This is a genomic window from Salinarchaeum sp. IM2453, from assembly GCF_019693215.1.
In the GTDB taxonomy this organism is placed as follows: domain Archaea; phylum Halobacteriota; class Halobacteria; order Halobacteriales; family Salinarchaeaceae; genus IM2453.
The window spans coordinates 1,266,196-1,281,939 of record NZ_CP081183.1 but is presented as its reverse complement, the minus strand read 5'-3'; the positions used below and the strand labels follow the sequence as shown (position 1 = coordinate 1,281,939).

Sequence of the window (15,744 nt, the reverse complement as noted above, 5' to 3'; positions counted from 1 at the left end):
TAGTTATTTATAGTATACTTGATGGGAATAAATAACCAGAAAGCAAAAGGATCTCTCAAGCATATATAGAGTGATATGGAATCAACGGCCTCAGTAAAACCACCAGAAGGCAAACTATTGGAAGTTGCAGTGAAATATGATGAAGAAATCAAAGACGTGAGGATCACTGGAGACTTCTTTTTGGAGCCACCAGAAGCTAGAGAGCAACTTGAATCAGTACTCAGTGGATATCGGACAGATGTTGAAAGGGATATACTGATTAGGCAAATAAACAGCGTAGATGCCGATTTGATTGGATTCGATGCAGCTGACCTGGCTGATGCGATCGAAGAGGCAACAGCATGACTTGGAATATTATCAACACCAGAGAGAGGCGGCCGGAAGCAGTACACCACGCTCTCGACCAAACATTACTTGACAATATGGATCAAGGTGATGGGGAACCGACACTTCGGTTCTGGTATCGAAAAACGCCAGCAGTCCCCCTAGGACGGTTTCAGGCATACAAAGACGAAGTAGCCACAGACTACGTTGAGCAAAATGATATTCCAGTGATACGGAGGGTAACTGGTGGTGGTGCAATGTTTGTTGAGCCGGGGGCCGTCATCACGTTCTCAATGTATTTACCTCGGGAAGAAGTACCGGAGGATGTCCGAGAGAACTATCGGATGCTAAATCAGTGGGTAATTGATGCACTGGACAATGTTGGATTAGATGCACATCATGAACCACTAAATGATGTTTCACATGCAGATGGAAAAATCGGAGGTGCAGCACAACTCCGTAAAAAGAACGCAGTATTACATCACGCTACATTGAGTTACAGTCTAAATATCGAAGAAATGCTCCGTGCATTGCGAATTGGAGAAAAGAAAGTATCAGATAAAGCCGTTAAATCAGCAGAAAAGCGTGTTGTTATTATGCAAGATTACATTGATCATGACCGAGCAACAGTAATCGATGAAATGATAGCCAAATTCAAGGAAAAGTATGGTGGAGATACGGCTGCGGTCGACAAAGAGACTGTTGATAGGGCAGAGGAGCTAGCTGAGGAGAAGTTCCGAACCGATCAGTGGAACAAAAAACTATAGCAGTAGTTAGCAGGGGAGGCACCAACCTGAGAGAGTTATAGAATACTATAATCCAGCTAAGCGCAAAACTGTATTATCGAAGAATAACTACTCATGGCCAGAGACCGGGACGGGCTCATACGGTTCTTCTAAGTATTCTTGTTCGCTGCTTGTAAGATCGATATCAAGTGCTTCTACTGCCTGTTCAAGATGCTCAACACTTGTGACGCCAATAATTGGAGCGTCAACTACATCTTGGTGCAACAGCCATGAGAGTGCAATCTGTGCCATTGAGACGCCTTTCTCAGCAGCAAGCTCTTCGACACGCTCGTTGATAGTGTCACCACCTCCCTCTCTGTAAGGATGTTCGTAAAGATATTCTTCTGCTTCCCCACGAGATGTAGCGTCGATTTGTTCATACGGACGTGTCAAATATCCTCGGGCAAGTGGGCTCCACGGTAGCACACCAATGCCTTCCTCCTCACACAGTGGCAGCATTTCACGTTCTTCCTCACGATAGACGAGGTTATAGTGATTCTGCATGGAGACAAACGGCTGAACATCAACTGAGTCTGCTTTGGAGAGAGACTGGGCAAACTGATAAGCCCACATTGAGGATGCTCCAGGATATCGAATATCACCACGTTGAACCGCATCATCAAGAGTCTTCAGTGTTTCTTCAATTGGTGTGTTGTAATCCCATCGGTGGGTTTGATATAGGTCAATCGTATCAACCCCAAGGCGTTCCTTGCTGGCAGCTAGTTCCTGCTCAATTGCCTTTCGGGAGAGACCCTGAGAATTAGGATTTGATTCATCCATTTCAAAGTAGCACTTACTGGCAATGACAGCTCGATCACGGTATCCCTCAAGTGCCTTGCCTAAGATACGCTCGCTTTCACCTAGCGAGTACATATTGGCTGTGTCAAAGAAGTTAATGCCAAGGTCAATTGCTCGGTTGATGATTTCGTGGCTCTCTTCTTCCTCAAGGACCCAGTCACGCCAAGATTGATCGCCAAAGCTCATACACCCAAGACAAATACGGCTGACACTCATCCCAGTTGAGCCAAGAGTTGTATACTCCATGAATGACTATCATACACACAGAGATAATCAAAGCTATTGTTTGGCTCATCAATTGCTTCGAGAAATAGTAAGCATATTACGAACAATCAGAACATAAACTGAGACATTACATAGCAGGTTGAATAAAGTAGGCCGAAAAATAAGTAACAGATATGCCAAAAATTAGCGTTGAGATTCCAGAGGAATTGCTTGAGGATTTAGACAACCACGTTGGAAATGATGCAAAGTATGTCAATCGAAGTGAGGCAATCCGGGCATCCATCCGCAAGAATCTCGATTTGTTGGACGAAATTGATCAGAGGCACGGACGGATGGATAAGGAAACAGACAGTTGACGCACAATTAACCACCTCCCACGGCTGAAGTCATAGAGTTTCGCCTCACTGTCACTGTGATTCAAGAAAAGATAACCACACAAATTTTCCTCACATACACACATATATAGTTCGGCACCTCGTCCAAGCGGTGGTCTCTTTACCTGCGTGGAATAATATGAAGGTATGGAGGATTCACAACAAGAGTTCCTGTATGACCTGCTTGAAACACCGAGTCCATCTGGATATGAAACTCAAGCACAGCGGCGGTGGATTGACTATGTTGAGACGTTTGCCGATGAAGTTCGGACAGACGAGTATGGAAATGCAGTAGGTGTGCTAAACGGTGAAGGACCAGCAATTGCAATTGGCGGGCATACAGACGAGATTGGATATATTGTTCGGAAGATCGATGATGAGGGATACATCCATCTCGGTCGAATTGGAGGGTCAGATAAAACGGTCTCACGTGGTCAACACGTCAAGATACATAACGGGGACAACTCAATACACGGCGTAATTGGTCAGACAGCGATTCATCTCCGAGACAAGGACGACGAAACCTACGACTCAATCGCAGAGCAGCAAGTCGATATTGGCGCTGCAGATGAAGAAGAAGCAAAAGAGCTTGTCGAAGTCGGGGACCCTGTAACAATAGCAACAACAGTCAACAAATTGCAATCAACACGAATCGCAGCAAGAGGTCTTGACAACAGAGTTGGGACATGGGTTGCTGCAGAGACACTTCGCCGCGCTGCAGAGCGTGATGTTGACGCAACAGTATACGCTGTTTCAACAGTACAAGAAGAGGTAGGCCTGAAAGGTGCACAGATGATTGGCGAAGAACTCGCACCGGATGCTGCAGTCGCAGTTGATGTTACCCACGCGACTGACTATCCATCCGCACCGGGTGACAAAGCAAGTGATGTTGCATTAGGAGAAGGACCGGTTGTCGGACGGGGAAGTGCAAACCATCCAAAAGTCGTTGATACCGTACGCACTGCCGCAGACGAAACTGAAATTGACATTCAGCTTTCGGCTGCCGGGATTCGAACGGGAACAGATGCAGATGCATTTTTCACACAGGCTGGAGGTATTCCCTCACTAAACTTGGGGATCCCAAACCGATACATGCACACCCCAGTCGAAGTTATCGATACGGAAGATCTGGATGCTGCCGTAGAGGTGCTTGTCGAAGCAGTTGCAAGTACAGATAGTGACACGTCGTTTAGTGTTGACCTTTGACCCCCTTATCGCCCTGAAGCGAGGCTTTTGTCTCGAATCTTCCGTAATGACACTTACGCAGTCAGTATAATATGTGACCTTCCCGGCGGCTTCAGGTAGTTTTATACTGTCGGAAAATAGAAATTAAGCTATCGGGAGACACTTGCTTCTGATAGTAGATCAGAATCAGTGAGAAGTTGCAGGCCGGTGTCGTCGCACCGACCTGCGGCGGCTCCCGTAGGCAAGTACGGAAGCCATGCAGAGAAATACACTACGAGACTATCAAAGTCTCGCACGAACAGGTGTATCGCTAGCATATACCATCGCCATCAACCCAGCACAGCAGCCAAATTTTTCGGGAATTCGAGGTGGTTGTGATGAGTGATCTTGTTTCACGAGTTGATTCCCTTGAATCGCAAGTGATCAAGCTATCTGATCAACTTGAAGCCAAAGACGCTCAAATTGACTCGCTGAAAGACGAGATTGCAGAACTCAAAGAGGCCAACGAGGAATTACGCGAAGAAAACGACGAGTTACGCGATGAACTTGAGGAAACGAATGAAGAAGTTGATGAGCTCAATTCGACAATCATTGATCTTGAATCCAAGCAAGAAGGTTGGGTCACAGATTGGATCGACCAATACCGAGACATGCTCTGTGAACTGCACAGTAAAGAACTCCAGAAGGGCAGTAAACTCCGGAAAGACCACGTTATGCCGGATCTGCTGCCAGATGGACCTGACCAATTAAAAACAATCAAGCGAGACGGTGAAGTCTTCTATAAAGCCAAAGACCTTCCAGATGATATCGAAGCGAATGGCCCTGATGCCCTTCCATACGAGGATCTACTACCAATTCAGAAATTAAATCGAATGGACGAGGATACGTTTAATCGCACGACAAACTCGGACGCTGAAGAACTGGCAGCGGAACTGTGGGCTTCCCGTGGAGAGCGACATAGTCCGTGGAAACGTGGGTGTAAAAACGTTCGTGAGTATGTGTCTGCATCTGATCTCAAGATGTGGATCATCCGGGAGCGATCAGATGTATCGCAGGAATACGCGAAGAAGTTAGTGTCACGGATTATTGACGTGATGCACATGCTGACCCGAAATCGAATTCAGGTGAAGAAAAAGACGCGTCGAACGGATGGGTTGACCTACAAAGAGCGACGGATCATTATCCCGGATGATGCAGAGATTCCCGGTGAATCATCTCCGACAGACAATCAGTCTGGCCCGGGGACAAGTGTCGTCACCGGATAGAGATGTCCCCGGGGCAAATTCCACCCCTGAGAAGGGTTAATCTCTCACGGAAGTAACTAGATCATGTTAGTGCGGTTATGCTAGTGTAGTACGGTTAGTTGTAAGTATGTTCTAGCAAACGACAAGCAACGACGAAAACCAGGGACGGGGCTAGAGGTCTCTTCCGGTGACGACACTTGTCACCGGACGATTCGAGTAAATCAGTGTCCTACGGATTGATACCAGCCAAACTTGCGAGACAGACCATACAGTTTATCTGGTATTCCTCGAGTTTGCTGTGAGTCGTAGAACAACTGACAACTATACACACAATTCGAGTGCAGAGTGAATAAGACAAACGAGCTGTAATTTTCCATATTTATACGAGTACGCCAACAATCAGCCACGCCAAGGCAAGGGCGATAAGACACAGAATCAGGTTGCTGCCAGCGTGAATAATCGCCCCTTGCTTGTTATCATTAGACCAGAGGTAAACAGTCTGGAACGAAAATGATGAAAATGTCGTGAATGCTCCACAGAATCCAACAGAAACGAACAACAGAATAGAGTCACGCGGGCTGACAAAAAGAAGAAGACCAGCAATAAAACTCCCGAGGAGATTCACAACCAAAATTGAGAGTGGAAATCTCTCTCGTTGAATGATTTCTCCCACGCTATATCGGGCCAATGCCCCAACAGCTCCACCAGCACCGACAAGAAGTGTGTTTTCGAAGTTCATGTTTGAACTAAAAGCTGGTCGATAATTGTCTTGCTAACGATTACTGCAGTAAATCCAAGTACATAGCTCGCGATAAGATAACCAAGTGCTGAAAGCGGAGAAACGACGACTAAGTCGGTAATAAACGTACTAAATGTTGTAAACGAGGACAGAAAACCAGTGGCAGCAGCAAGGCGGACGTATTCTGGTGTGTGACCGATGTTAAGAGACTCATACAATAGCAATCCAAGCGCAAAGCTTCCAAGGACATTTGTAAAAAGTGTAGACATCAGCGTGGATCCAAATAACAGATCAACAGCGTACCGGGTGCTAGCACCGAGGAATCCGCCACCTGCAACAAGAAGCACTGCATAAAGTCGAGATAGTTTTGACATAGAGATTGAAGAGAGTCAATCGAGATAACCAGCTAATCAGATAAAGTGTTAACGGGTTTGCGATATCCACCTACCGTTTATCGGTAGGTAACAATTGCAAAATGGCCGGGAAAACCCGGGGTTTGACCGGCCTTTAAATACTCATCCAGCACCAAGTTCCAAATGTGATGGCGACAACACAGAAACAAACTGGATGTCCAGAATGTAACGGCTCATTAGCACAGGAAGGAAATGAAACTATTTGCTCAAAGTGCGGTCTTGTCGTTTCTGAAGACCGGATTGACCGTGGGCCAGAATGGCGATCATTTGAAGATGACGAAGTAAACCGTGAACGAACAGGTGCGCCACTAACTCGGTCCCGACACGACAGAGGGCTTTCTACAGAGATTGGTAGTGACCGTAATGTTCGAATGACCGGTCGAAAACGCCGTCAGTTTGCACGGATGCGCAGAGAACACAATCGAGCACAAATTAGTTCAAAGGCCGAGCGTAACCAGGTGTACGGATTTACCGAGATCCGGCGAATCATCAGCACACTTGATTTACCTCGAGATATTCGAGAGTCAGCCTGTACGCTCTTTGATTCAGCACAGTCAGAGGATTTGCTGCGCGGTCGCTCACTGGAAGGATTTGCTGCGGCATGTGTGTATGCATCCTGCCGTGTTCGATCCATCTCTCGAACAATTGATGAAATTGTCGAACATGCTCGTGCAAGTCAAAATGAACTGGAGGCTGCATACAGTGCGCTCAACAGCGAGCTGGGACTTCCAGTTGGGCCAATTGCACCACAGGAATATATTCCGCGATTCATATCCGAACTATCGGTTTCAGATGCCATTGAGGCAAAGGCACTACAGCTTGCGAAAGAGGCAGAAGAAGAGCAAATTTCAATTGGACGGGACCCAACAGGAGTTGCCGCCGGGTGCATATATACGACTGCAAAAAAGGAGGGACATACAATCACACAGGAGGAAGTTGCAGATGTTGCTGATGTCTCACCCGTAACACTGCGGAAGACATATTATGATCTCAAATAGCGATTGGATCGAAGTATCAAATTGAAAGTTCTGTTTTGAGTTGTTTAAGCTGGTTTGCCGCAGAACACCCAGGAGCTGAATCTGTTATAGGCGTCTCGGATTGTTGTGCAGTCTTGAGTTTCTCACTGTGGTCGATAGTTGTCACAGGGACACCGGTTTGTCGGCGAGCATCGCCAGGCGTGCTATCGCCAGAGATGTTGTTTACAGCTACACGGTCAATACCAACGTTGAGTGATCGCACGAGCTCTCGGATTCGAAGAGTTTGGCTAAGGGCTCGGTCAGTTCCAGTTGTAACAATCAGACATCGATCAGCAGCCTGTAATACGAGTCCAGTAACAGCAGAGATACCTGCTGGACAATCAACAATCACTGTTTCATGCGCTGCTTCCAATTGATCAAGAACATCTGGAAGTTGTGTAATGTCACAGGCCCGAGCTCCGTGTAACGATCGGCCACAAGGTAATAGTCTTACAGACGACCGTCTGATAACGGCATCAGAAACAGAGGTTCTATCACCCAACACATCATGTATCGTCGGTCCAGTTCCATACGGTAGATCAGGTGCACCAATATCGGCATCAACGACGACACCATTAACAAGAGCTCCAAGGTTGTAGGCGATAGTTGATTTGCCGACACCTCCCTTACCACTGACAATTGCGAGAATCATTGTATTGTTGAAGAATCAAGGATTGCTTGCTTCGATTTGTTCAAGAAGCGTTTTAGAACGCTGTCGAACCGCATTGACTTGTATTTCATCAGCTACTTGCTGCGCTTGAGGGCCATCCCCGGCACGAGATTCAATATCAGTAGCCCATTGTTGGAGTTCTCTGGGAACTTTCTGTACGTCACAGGCGCTAGGATCACCATCGGCATGATTAAACTGGCATTCTACAGCTAGAAGAGATGAATCGTCAACAGCATCTCTAGTCGGACGAGGATCGGCAAGCCGGTGAATAAGCTCTGATCTGGTGGGTGAAGTATCATCAAAATCATCAGATTCCGGAGCAACGGAAGTTACAGAGAGCGTTGGAGACGGATCCGCTCCAGTTCCAACAATGCCAACGCCAGTACGTTCGTTCACTGGGATACGGACTTGAAACGTGTCCTGTTCGTGATCCCACTGTTGAATTGAACCAGATTGTGGGCGGTGGAGTTTGCCACTAAAATCAACAGAGATCGTGGCAAGGTGTGCTTCAACACCAGAGATCTGTCGCCGGTTATCTAAGATGGCTGTAATGAAGGTAGCATCGTCCTGAACTGTTGTACGCCAATTAAGTGAAACCATGGCGGGAATAGCTCCGTATTCGCCCTTGAATATTAGGGAGAGCATCGGATAACCGGGGCATCAAGAGCAGCAGTTGCGGCAGTCAAATTAGGAAACCGGGAGCTGGCCAGAACGACAGGCGCAGAAGATCGGGAAAGCCGATAGATTGCTAATGCAGCCGTTGTTTCACCAGTTTCGACGGTACCGGGGGTATCAGACAGCTCATATTCTCCCGGGATAGAGTCAAGTGAACGGATGAACTGAGGCCGTATTTTTCTTGTAAGGATCCTTCGAGATTTCCTACGAAGATTTTGCTGTTTATCCTGCAGCTTGAGTCTTTTTTCGCGCTTATCACGCATATCGCGGAGTTGTTTTTGTTTTTGCTCTAATGCCTGTTTTGCTGCAGTATATTCGGTCTGCTTGGCGGATAATTCCCCGGCTTGCTGTTGTAATTGCTGGATTTTTCCTTCAGGATCCTTGTTTTGCTGTCGAAGTTCCTGAATCCGGCCACGGAGGGCAGATATTTCCTCTTGAAGTTGTTCGATGTTATCCTTCTGAGCTAGTCGCTGGTGTTCATGGTCAAATGTCACTTCTGGGAGATCTATAGAGGATAATCGTTCTTGAACGCGCTCAAGTTGTGAATCATACGCAGTTGTATATCCACGTTGACGAGCAACAGCCGCTAAAGCACTGCGAATTTGATACGACTTCTCCTCGTGTACACAACCCAGTCGGTTATGAACAGGTCCGGGGGGAGTGGTCGATATACTAATCTCGGGAGAATTGGTATGCAAAGCTGTAAGAACGTCATTTGGCGTTATATTATAGGCCGTGAGATCAATTGTTGGCCCATAAAACGTTGTGTCTTCTATGATAATAGAGACCATCTATATCTCTTTATCTTGAAGTTCATCGAGGGACGGATATTCAGTTCCCGCTACAAACTGATGATACGGAGTATTTGCATGTGCCTGGTTTTCGTAGGCAGTTGCTGCCTTACGTACGCGTTCTGGAGTATCCCTGTATTTGTTGAAAGGCTCAGTTCGTTCAATTTGAACATCTGCTCCGTGTTTTTCAGTTAGTCGTAAGCCAAGAAGTGCGCCCCGTTGTGTACTTTCAAGCAGTGCCGCACGTCCAAAACGGCGAACGATGGCGTCTTCATGTGCGTTACAGATATTTCGAAGTGTCTGTCGCGCCTCCTGTGAGTAGGTGACGACCAATAGCACAATGTGTATAGTTAGATATTATTTCGCCAATAAACGCTACGAAAAATAACGTACGGCGTATGTATTGTCATTAGTTATCAGACAAGCGGTGAACAGATGCACTCTCTGGGTTAATGTCAGCTATTTCAGCAGCCTGATCTCTTGCTGCGCTCGGGGACTCAGCAACCACAATTACAGAGTCAACCTGATATACGGCTTGTAGTTCATCTTCAAAATCAGTCGCAAATGTCTGTAATATTGTTGAAACTCGCTGAGTTAACTCCTCAAAGGAGATATTACCGTTTTCAAATTCGGTAAGAGCGTCTTCGATGTTACGAAGTGTAGAGATCCGGTCCATTTGTTATGAGCTTATTGATGATTTAGTTTCCGTCTTCTAAAATGATTTGAGAGCAGTTTAGCTGTCAATATCAGATACAATGCTTGTGTATCTGTCTATTATTCGGGGGCTGACAAAAGCGATGTCTCCTCAAAAGTCGGGCAAAACTAAGGAACACGGATATGCCCATTTTGAGGCTCGTAGAGGCTGCCGTTACGTTTGAGCTTCTCAATCTCGCTCTCTGCCTTTGACCGTTCCAGCCCGACTTCTTCAGCTCGGTCAAGGATTGCCTCAACCGGTGCGCCGTTCTCGTATTCCTCCTGCATGTCTTCAATGATGTCGGTGATGTTCTTCTTCCGGTCTCGCTGGCTCTTTGAATGGCCAGTTTCAACGACATCAGCGTCAAATTCTCCAGTCTCGGGATCAACGCTGATATCCTGCAATGATGTTCGAACAATATTAATTACTTTCTGAGCGTCTTCTTTTGTTGCCTTATCAGACAGTCGGACACGAGCACTTGCCTCCGTGAGTCGAACGAGTGCCTCGAGTTTTCTGGCGGTAACTGGGACAGGAGCATCTTCACTTGCACCCTTTGATCGCAGGTCAACATAGAAGTCTTCAATCTCTTTTTTGGCGTCGTCGGTTAATCTAGGATAACAGCTTTGCTGTGCATACGCAACGTATTTCCGTAGTAATTCAGCATCAATTTCTGGCTCAACAGTCTCTTGGACATTTTCCACATCAGCCTTTGATATATCAGGTGCTGGTAGCTCCTGTCGTTGAGTGTTAAGCTGACCAGCATAGTTAGCATCGAGGATGTGTTCTGCGAGTTCTCTGTCTTCGTCTGGATCTGGCTGATCAGTCACAGTAAATATCAGATCAAATCGGGAGACAAGCGCTGGTTCAAGATCAATCTGCTCCCCAATTGGTTCATACTGATCGAATCGACCATACTTCGGATTAGCAGCCCCGAGCAAAGAACATCGACTCTTCAACGTGGCATTAATACCCGCTTTTGAGACACTGATCGATTGCTGTTCGAGGGCTTCGTGCATTGCAGATCGGTCTTCTGAATTATGCACAACCATCCCATTCGCAACGAAGTTGTGTGTCTGTTCAACAGTGAGATCATAGACCTTTGATCGTTCTGATTGCCGTATCTGGCCGATGAGATCCTTGATTTGTTGCTGTGTAGAGCGGATATGTGATGTTATAGATTCACGAGCACGTTCAAATCGCTTAGATTGTGCATTCTCCGATACCCACTGTTGGAGGACTGGTTCTGTGACCTCAAGGTCGTCTGCGATTTCCCAGACAGAAATATTATATCTATCAAGTTCAGCACGAAAGTCTCTCCACGATTCGATCTTGATCTCACGCGTAAGTAGACGATAACAGTAATCAACCACGTTGTCACCGTCATAATCAACGAGATCTGCAAGCTCACGTCGAAGAGTACCAGATCGGTTGGTGGCACCAGATTGAGTAACAGCTTCAACGGTACGAACACGACGCCAAGTAACATCCCCATGGACCAGCGAATAGAATGCAGAAAGATCGGTCTCAGCAACAGAAGAGATAATATCAGCTACCTGATTTCGTACTGTCTGGCGGAACATTTCATCTGTATCCCACAGCGTTGACAATTGGTCAGTTGAGATCTGGCTCTCGTCAATGACGTCAGACCACGCGATATCGTATTTTTCAATGTATGCATTGATTTGATCCCAAGTGCACTCATTCTGTATGCTGGTAAGGTCAGCGGCTGCTTCTTGTGTCCGCTGTTTGAATGCATTTAGTATTTGTCTGGCGTCATAGAGAGAGATTGCTATGTCATCGCATTCAGCTTCTTGATAGACTGATTCTGGGACACCACATTCATTACTTCGTAGGCGCAGTGACTGTCGATACTCAGAGAGTAGGTCACCGATGTCAGGAATTAGCTCAGTATTGGTGTGAGAATCAGTCTCGTTACAAGCTACATCAAGGGCAGACTGCTTCTGTGGGCAGCTAAATCCAATCTGCTGTCGGTATTGATGGATTTCTGTAGAAGGAATATAGAGTGTATACGAATCAGAATTGTTGAATGAAGAGCGAAGTTGGCTCGTTATATCAAAATCAAGTAGCACCGATTTAATACCCTGCAGAAGATCGCGGCTCTCAGAAGAAATATTAACAGACGGAGTGGACGTATTGACATAGCCGTTGACATCAGCAAGCGCACGAACAAATGCTGCTTGTGTGTCGCGAGACAGGCTGGTAATGTCCGGTGGGAGCAACTCAATTGAATTAGCGTTCAGCGTCAATACCGTGTCAAACACAGTATCAACATATTGTGACGCAGGAACGCGAACGATTAATTCATTTGCCTGTGAACTTTCAATCTGAGAGATACCAAATACATCCTGACTGGCTTGCCTGAAGGCATCAGAAAGTTCCGTCTTGCTACCAGAGAATGTGAGTGTATACTCGTCTAATTGGCCATTATATGATACATTGCCACCCGCCAGAAGGTAGCCAAGGAGTTTCCCATGTGAGACCGATGTATCAAATTCATCGGATTGTGAGGCAGGGCTACAAGTAGCTACACCACCATCGGTGACGTGGGTTGGAATATTCTGTGGGACTAATGCCCACTCACCTGATTGTAGTTCTGAGGCAGGACAAGTAGTACGTTTCCCGGAGTCAATCACAAAGAATGGGTGATCATCTGTTGTAACAACAGTTTCTCCAGATTCTAAAGTCACTTGAGTAAGTTCTTGAGGTGCATCATACTCGTGGATGGCCGTAACAGGGCGTTTTACAAGAGACCCATTGTCAGTCAACGTCCAGACAGTAAGGTCAACGTCTCTGATGGTACGCCCATTCGGGAGCGCCTCAATTTGGCCGTGTTGTGCCGCGTCAAGCGATAAATCTCGAATCCGAGACAAACTATTATCGCCGAGTCGGACTAAGGAATCTCCAGTCACACAGCGCATCTTATCAAGCTCATCGACTGCCGCAACACCCTGATCGGCGAGAACAAGGGCACCGGCCTCAAGCGTCCACTGCTGGCCCTCACCAAAGTCGTCGCGAACTGCAGCAGCGGTAAGGCCAGCAGATGAGCTACCTTTACCAGAGGTGTATACTGATCTCGGAGCAATGTTCCGAATATACTGGAGTAACTGTGACTTTCCAGTCCCGGGGTCTCCAATCAAGAGAATATGTAGGTCACCGCGAATACGAGATTCGTCAGGTAGATGTTTTGTAACACCGGAGAATAATTGAAGCGTCATCGCTAATTTTTCCGTTCGATATCCATGGATAGAGGGAGCAATGGAGTCAACCATCTTCTCGTAAATATCAGGATCATTTGATAACTCGACAATAGCCTGCTTGTCTTCATCGGTAATATCCATATCTTCAAACTCTTCTTCTTCAATTTCGACAGTCCGGCCCTCTATGTAGACATCAAAAATCGGAGAATCATTCCCTCCGTCCTGATCGAGACGAAGGATACCAGTCACACGGACACGATCACCAGGCGATACTTGTCCAGTGATGTCGTCTTCAATATCAACATCAATACTCTGCGGTGTCTCACCGCCGCGGAGACCTTCAGGACTTTCCTGAACTCGGAGTTGTTGTGAGTCAACAAATTCAGATTGGTCTTCATTTAGAATAAATGGGCCCTGGCGTTCACAGGCACGACACTCGTGTGGCTCCTGAAATGATCCACCACTCTGATCAACATGGGTAAGGGTCTCACATCGCTGGCATTTGAACGCAGCTTTCTGTATCTTTGGTCGAACATCAGTCGCCTTGCGGACGATGCCTTGTACAGAAACTAGTCGATTAACATCAGTCGCCCGTATATCGCGAATGTCAGTCGCTTCTCGTATGTTCCGAATGCGAACATGGGCTCCGCCTAGTTTCACGTCGACAGGGAGATCATACAATCGGAGAGCCTCTTCAGCATATTGTCGATATTGTTCCGGCTTGCTAAGATAATTGTCAGCAAGTTCTGGATCAAACTGATAGAGGTCACTCCAGTTAAGATACAACGATTTCTTGTCGTTGGGATACTTCCGGGCAAGTTGACCGATTTCTTTATGATAATAATCTCGGTAGAATGATTCAAACGAGTCAATTAGTTCGGTGTCCTCTCCGGCCATTATCAGTGATTATGTGTATTGGAATACGGGATGGTTGTTTTTGTCGGAATGGAATTCGTCGCTATGACCCCCAAAAGTCTTCGCGACTACCAAGCCGAGGATTGCGACTATCAGTCTCATCGGCAGTATCATCGTCGTCGTCAGATGTATCTTCACTTGTATCATCGTCCATTGGGAGCCGTTCCAGTTCTTCACCTCTTGCGTGGTTCGAGTGTACGTTTGTTACTCTAACGCGGGAACGAGCATCGGGAAGTACTCCATCAACGAGAATGACAAATCCCTCCTCAGTGCGGCCAACACCGGCACCACTCTCGTGGATGTCAACAATATCAACTACAATTTCCTCGTCTGGTTTTACAGGCTGTGTTTTGAGGTCATCAATCGGCTGGTTATAGTGGTTACACCACTCTTTCCCACCGCGGTCGCCATAGTGTTGGCATCCCATCCCCTCAATACGCTCTGAAAAGCTTGGGCAGTCATCCGAAAGAGGACAATCAGCCATGGCAATTTCTATACTGCCAGCGCGTTAAACGTTTGCGATCCTTTATTTCGGAACAAGACTATCCAATTTCTGAGACATATCATCGGTATATACTTGTGCGATCAGGCCAACATGGATCAAGAAGCAAGGGATAGAAAATTGATAAAGGCTTGAAGCAAGTATATAGTTAGCATGACACCGTCGCCAATGGAAGTTGAAGCAGCATCAACGACATGCTCGGAGGTACTTGAAACGATTGAACGAGCAGTCATCGCCGATCGGGATTTTTTAGAAACGGTTCTGACAGGATCACTTGCAAAAGGTCACGTGCTACTTGAAGATGTACCGGGAACCGGGAAGACACTGACTGCGCGGTCATTAGCCAGAGCACTTGGATTGGAGTTTAATAGAATCCAGTTTACACCTGATCTACTACCATCGGACATCACTGGGTCGCATGTATTTAATGAACAGACAGGAGAATTTGAATTCAACCCAGGTCCGATTTTTGCACATGTGGTACTTGCAGACGAGATAAACAGAGCACCTCCAAAGACACAGGCAGCATTACTTGAAGCCATGGGAGAGAAACAGGTCAGTATCGGAGGAGAAACAAAGTCGCTTCCAGAGCCGTTTTTTGTGATTGCGACACAGAATCCGGTTGAACAGGAAGGCACATTTGAGCTTCCAGAAGCACAGCGTGATCGGTTTATTATCAAAACATCAATTGGATACCCGGATGCAGCAGGAGAAAGAGAGTTATTGGATCGTCGGACAAGCAGGAGTACAGCAACTCCGGAGGCAACACAGGTCGTTGACAGTGAGACATTCAATGAGCTACAAGAGGTGCCAGAGTATGTTCAGGTGGATGATAAGCTCAAGGATTATATTGTTGATCTTGGACGAAGGACAAGAGAGCATCAAGCGGTCAAGGCAGGCGTATCCCCACGAGGGATACAACGGTTACTAGAAGCTTCACGGGCGCGAGCTGTCATTTCTGGACGCAATTATGTAGTTCCAGATGACATAAAGTCAATAGCACCGCCAGTGATTACACATCGGCTAGTATTGACAGCAGATGCTACCGTTGAAGGGATAAGCAAACGAGACGTAACCAAATCAGTGCTTAATTCTGTCAATGTCCCTGCGATGGATGCTGTATAGCAGTCAACTGACAAACAAGTCGTAACCATTGACATCCTCTTCGCATTGAAG

18 protein-coding genes are annotated in these 15,744 nt (G+C 46.6%); 7 read left to right on the top strand and 11 right to left on the bottom strand.

The features are described from left to right. Window positions 1-75 precede the first annotated feature (75 nt). Window positions 76-345, top strand: coding sequence for a hypothetical protein (locus tag K0C01_RS05990; RefSeq protein WP_221171107.1), 270 nt, complete (start codon window positions 76-78; stop codon window positions 343-345). Further along, window positions 342-1,091, top strand: coding sequence for a lipoate--protein ligase family protein (locus K0C01_RS05985; protein ID WP_221171106.1), 750 nt, complete (start codon window positions 342-344; stop codon window positions 1,089-1,091). Before K0C01_RS05990 ends, K0C01_RS05985 begins: the two co-directional genes overlap by 4 nt. An 87-nt stretch (window positions 1,092-1,178) precedes the next feature. On the opposite strand, the gene K0C01_RS05980 is transcribed toward K0C01_RS05985, so the two are convergent. Then, entirely contained in the window at window positions 1,179-2,153 is a 975-nt protein-coding gene (locus K0C01_RS05980; RefSeq protein WP_221171105.1) for an aldo/keto reductase, read from the bottom strand. A gap of 152 nt (window positions 2,154-2,305) precedes the next feature. Between K0C01_RS05980 and K0C01_RS05975 the strand changes: the two genes are divergently transcribed. Beyond that, on the top strand, window positions 2,306-2,488 hold the full coding sequence (locus tag K0C01_RS05975; protein ID WP_221171104.1) for a ribbon-helix-helix domain-containing protein: 183 nt from the start codon (window positions 2,306-2,308) through the stop codon (window positions 2,486-2,488). A 165-nt stretch (window positions 2,489-2,653) separates the two neighbouring features. Next, window positions 2,654-3,712, top strand: a complete 1,059-nt coding sequence (locus K0C01_RS05970) for a M20/M25/M40 family metallo-hydrolase (protein WP_221171103.1) — start codon at window positions 2,654-2,656, stop codon at window positions 3,710-3,712. A 128-nt stretch (window positions 3,713-3,840) separates the two neighbouring features. Here K0C01_RS05970 and K0C01_RS05965 read toward each other — a convergent pair whose 3' ends face one another. Continuing rightward, window positions 3,841-4,008, bottom strand: coding sequence for a hypothetical protein (locus K0C01_RS05965; RefSeq protein ID WP_221171102.1), 168 nt, complete (start codon window positions 4,006-4,008; stop codon window positions 3,841-3,843). A gap of 60 nt (window positions 4,009-4,068) precedes the next feature. Between K0C01_RS05965 and K0C01_RS05960 the strand changes: the two genes are divergently transcribed. Continuing rightward, window positions 4,069-4,956, top strand: a complete 888-nt coding sequence (locus K0C01_RS05960; RefSeq protein ID WP_221171101.1) for a coiled-coil domain-containing protein — start codon at window positions 4,069-4,071, stop codon at window positions 4,954-4,956. A 358-nt stretch (window positions 4,957-5,314) separates the two neighbouring features. On the opposite strand, the gene crcB is transcribed toward K0C01_RS05960, so the two are convergent. Beyond that, window positions 5,315-5,674, bottom strand: coding sequence for a fluoride efflux transporter CrcB (gene crcB, locus K0C01_RS05955; protein ID WP_221171100.1), 360 nt, complete (start codon window positions 5,672-5,674; stop codon window positions 5,315-5,317). Then, window positions 5,671-6,048, bottom strand: a complete 378-nt coding sequence (locus K0C01_RS05950) for a fluoride efflux transporter FluC (RefSeq protein WP_221171099.1) — start codon at window positions 6,046-6,048, stop codon at window positions 5,671-5,673. Before K0C01_RS05950 ends, crcB begins: the two co-directional genes overlap by 4 nt. Window positions 6,049-6,215: 167 nt before the next feature. Here K0C01_RS05950 and K0C01_RS05945 point away from each other — a divergent pair, with 167 nt between their 5' ends. Beyond that, window positions 6,216-7,085, top strand: coding sequence for a transcription initiation factor IIB (locus K0C01_RS05945; protein WP_221171098.1), 870 nt, complete (start codon window positions 6,216-6,218; stop codon window positions 7,083-7,085). Window positions 7,086-7,101: 16 nt separating this feature from the next. Here K0C01_RS05945 and K0C01_RS05940 read toward each other — a convergent pair whose 3' ends face one another. From K0C01_RS05940 to K0C01_RS05910, 7 genes are all read right to left on the bottom strand, one after another. Continuing rightward, entirely contained in the window at window positions 7,102-7,755 is a 654-nt protein-coding gene (locus tag K0C01_RS05940) for a MinD/ParA family ATP-binding protein (RefSeq protein WP_221171097.1), read from the bottom strand. A 15-nt stretch (window positions 7,756-7,770) separates the two neighbouring features. Next, a complete protein-coding gene (locus tag K0C01_RS05935; RefSeq protein WP_221171096.1) occupies window positions 7,771-8,373 on the bottom strand; it encodes a hypothetical protein in 603 nt (200 codons plus the stop codon). A gap of 32 nt (window positions 8,374-8,405) precedes the next feature. Then, the gene (locus tag K0C01_RS05930; protein ID WP_221171095.1) at window positions 8,406-9,239 is read right to left on the bottom strand and encodes a DUF7856 family protein; all 834 of its coding nucleotides are present in this window, start codon (window positions 9,237-9,239) and stop codon (window positions 8,406-8,408) included. After that, window positions 9,240-9,578, bottom strand: coding sequence for a DUF7855 family protein (locus tag K0C01_RS05925; RefSeq protein ID WP_221171094.1), 339 nt, complete (start codon window positions 9,576-9,578; stop codon window positions 9,240-9,242). A gap of 70 nt (window positions 9,579-9,648) precedes the next feature. Then, window positions 9,649-9,915, bottom strand: a complete 267-nt coding sequence (locus tag K0C01_RS05920) for a DUF7854 family protein (protein WP_221171093.1) — start codon at window positions 9,913-9,915, stop codon at window positions 9,649-9,651. 146 nt (window positions 9,916-10,061) lie between these two features. Continuing rightward, complete coding sequence (locus K0C01_RS05915) at window positions 10,062-14,048, bottom strand: LAGLIDADG family homing endonuclease (RefSeq protein WP_397541150.1); 3,987 nt, start codon at window positions 14,046-14,048, stop codon at window positions 10,062-10,064. A gap of 61 nt (window positions 14,049-14,109) precedes the next feature. Beyond that, the gene (locus K0C01_RS05910) at window positions 14,110-14,550 is read right to left on the bottom strand and encodes a TRAM domain-containing protein (RefSeq protein WP_221171092.1); all 441 of its coding nucleotides are present in this window, start codon (window positions 14,548-14,550) and stop codon (window positions 14,110-14,112) included. Window positions 14,551-14,736: 186 nt separating this feature from the next. Between K0C01_RS05910 and K0C01_RS05905 the strand changes: the two genes are divergently transcribed. Beyond that, window positions 14,737-15,693: an AAA family ATPase gene (locus K0C01_RS05905; protein ID WP_221171209.1), complete on the top strand. Its 957-nt coding sequence runs from the start codon at window positions 14,737-14,739 to the stop codon at window positions 15,691-15,693. The last annotated feature ends 51 nt before the right edge of the window (window positions 15,694-15,744 follow it).

Bases quoted from the DNA above. Each gene is read 5' to 3' on its own strand.
- K0C01_RS05975 (WP_221171104.1), top strand. From the start codon at position 2,306: ATGCCAAAAATTAGCGTTGAGATTCCAGAGGAATTGCTTGAGGATTTA.
- K0C01_RS05930 (WP_221171095.1), bottom strand. From the start codon at position 9,239: ATGGTCTCTATTATCATAGAAGACACAACGTTTTATGGGCCAACAATT.
- K0C01_RS05985 (WP_221171106.1), top strand. From the start codon at position 342: ATGACTTGGAATATTATCAACACCAGAGAGAGGCGGCCGGAAGCAGTA.
- K0C01_RS05980 (WP_221171105.1), bottom strand. From the start codon at position 2,153: ATGGAGTATACAACTCTTGGCTCAACTGGGATGAGTGTCAGCCGTATT.
- K0C01_RS05950 (WP_221171099.1), bottom strand. From the start codon at position 6,048: ATGTCAAAACTATCTCGACTTTATGCAGTGCTTCTTGTTGCAGGTGGC.
- K0C01_RS05920 (WP_221171093.1), bottom strand. From the start codon at position 9,915: ATGGACCGGATCTCTACACTTCGTAACATCGAAGACGCTCTTACCGAA.
- crcB (WP_221171100.1), bottom strand. From the start codon at position 5,674: ATGAACTTCGAAAACACACTTCTTGTCGGTGCTGGTGGAGCTGTTGGG.
- K0C01_RS05910 (WP_221171092.1), bottom strand. From the start codon at position 14,550: ATGGCTGATTGTCCTCTTTCGGATGACTGCCCAAGCTTTTCAGAGCGT.
- K0C01_RS05935 (WP_221171096.1), bottom strand. From the start codon at position 8,373: ATGGTTTCACTTAATTGGCGTACAACAGTTCAGGACGATGCTACCTTC.
- K0C01_RS05905 (WP_221171209.1), top strand. From the start codon at position 14,737: ATGGAAGTTGAAGCAGCATCAACGACATGCTCGGAGGTACTTGAAACG.
- K0C01_RS05965 (WP_221171102.1), bottom strand. From the start codon at position 4,008: ATGCTAGCGATACACCTGTTCGTGCGAGACTTTGATAGTCTCGTAGTG.
- K0C01_RS05970 (WP_221171103.1), top strand. From the start codon at position 2,654: ATGGAGGATTCACAACAAGAGTTCCTGTATGACCTGCTTGAAACACCG.
- K0C01_RS05945 (WP_221171098.1), top strand. From the start codon at position 6,216: ATGGCGACAACACAGAAACAAACTGGATGTCCAGAATGTAACGGCTCA.
- K0C01_RS05915 (WP_397541150.1), bottom strand. From the start codon at position 14,048: ATGGCCGGAGAGGACACCGAACTAATTGACTCGTTTGAATCATTCTAC.
- K0C01_RS05960 (WP_221171101.1), top strand. From the start codon at position 4,069: ATGAGTGATCTTGTTTCACGAGTTGATTCCCTTGAATCGCAAGTGATC.
- K0C01_RS05940 (WP_221171097.1), bottom strand. From the start codon at position 7,755: ATGATTCTCGCAATTGTCAGTGGTAAGGGAGGTGTCGGCAAATCAACT.
- K0C01_RS05990 (WP_221171107.1), top strand. From the start codon at position 76: ATGGAATCAACGGCCTCAGTAAAACCACCAGAAGGCAAACTATTGGAA.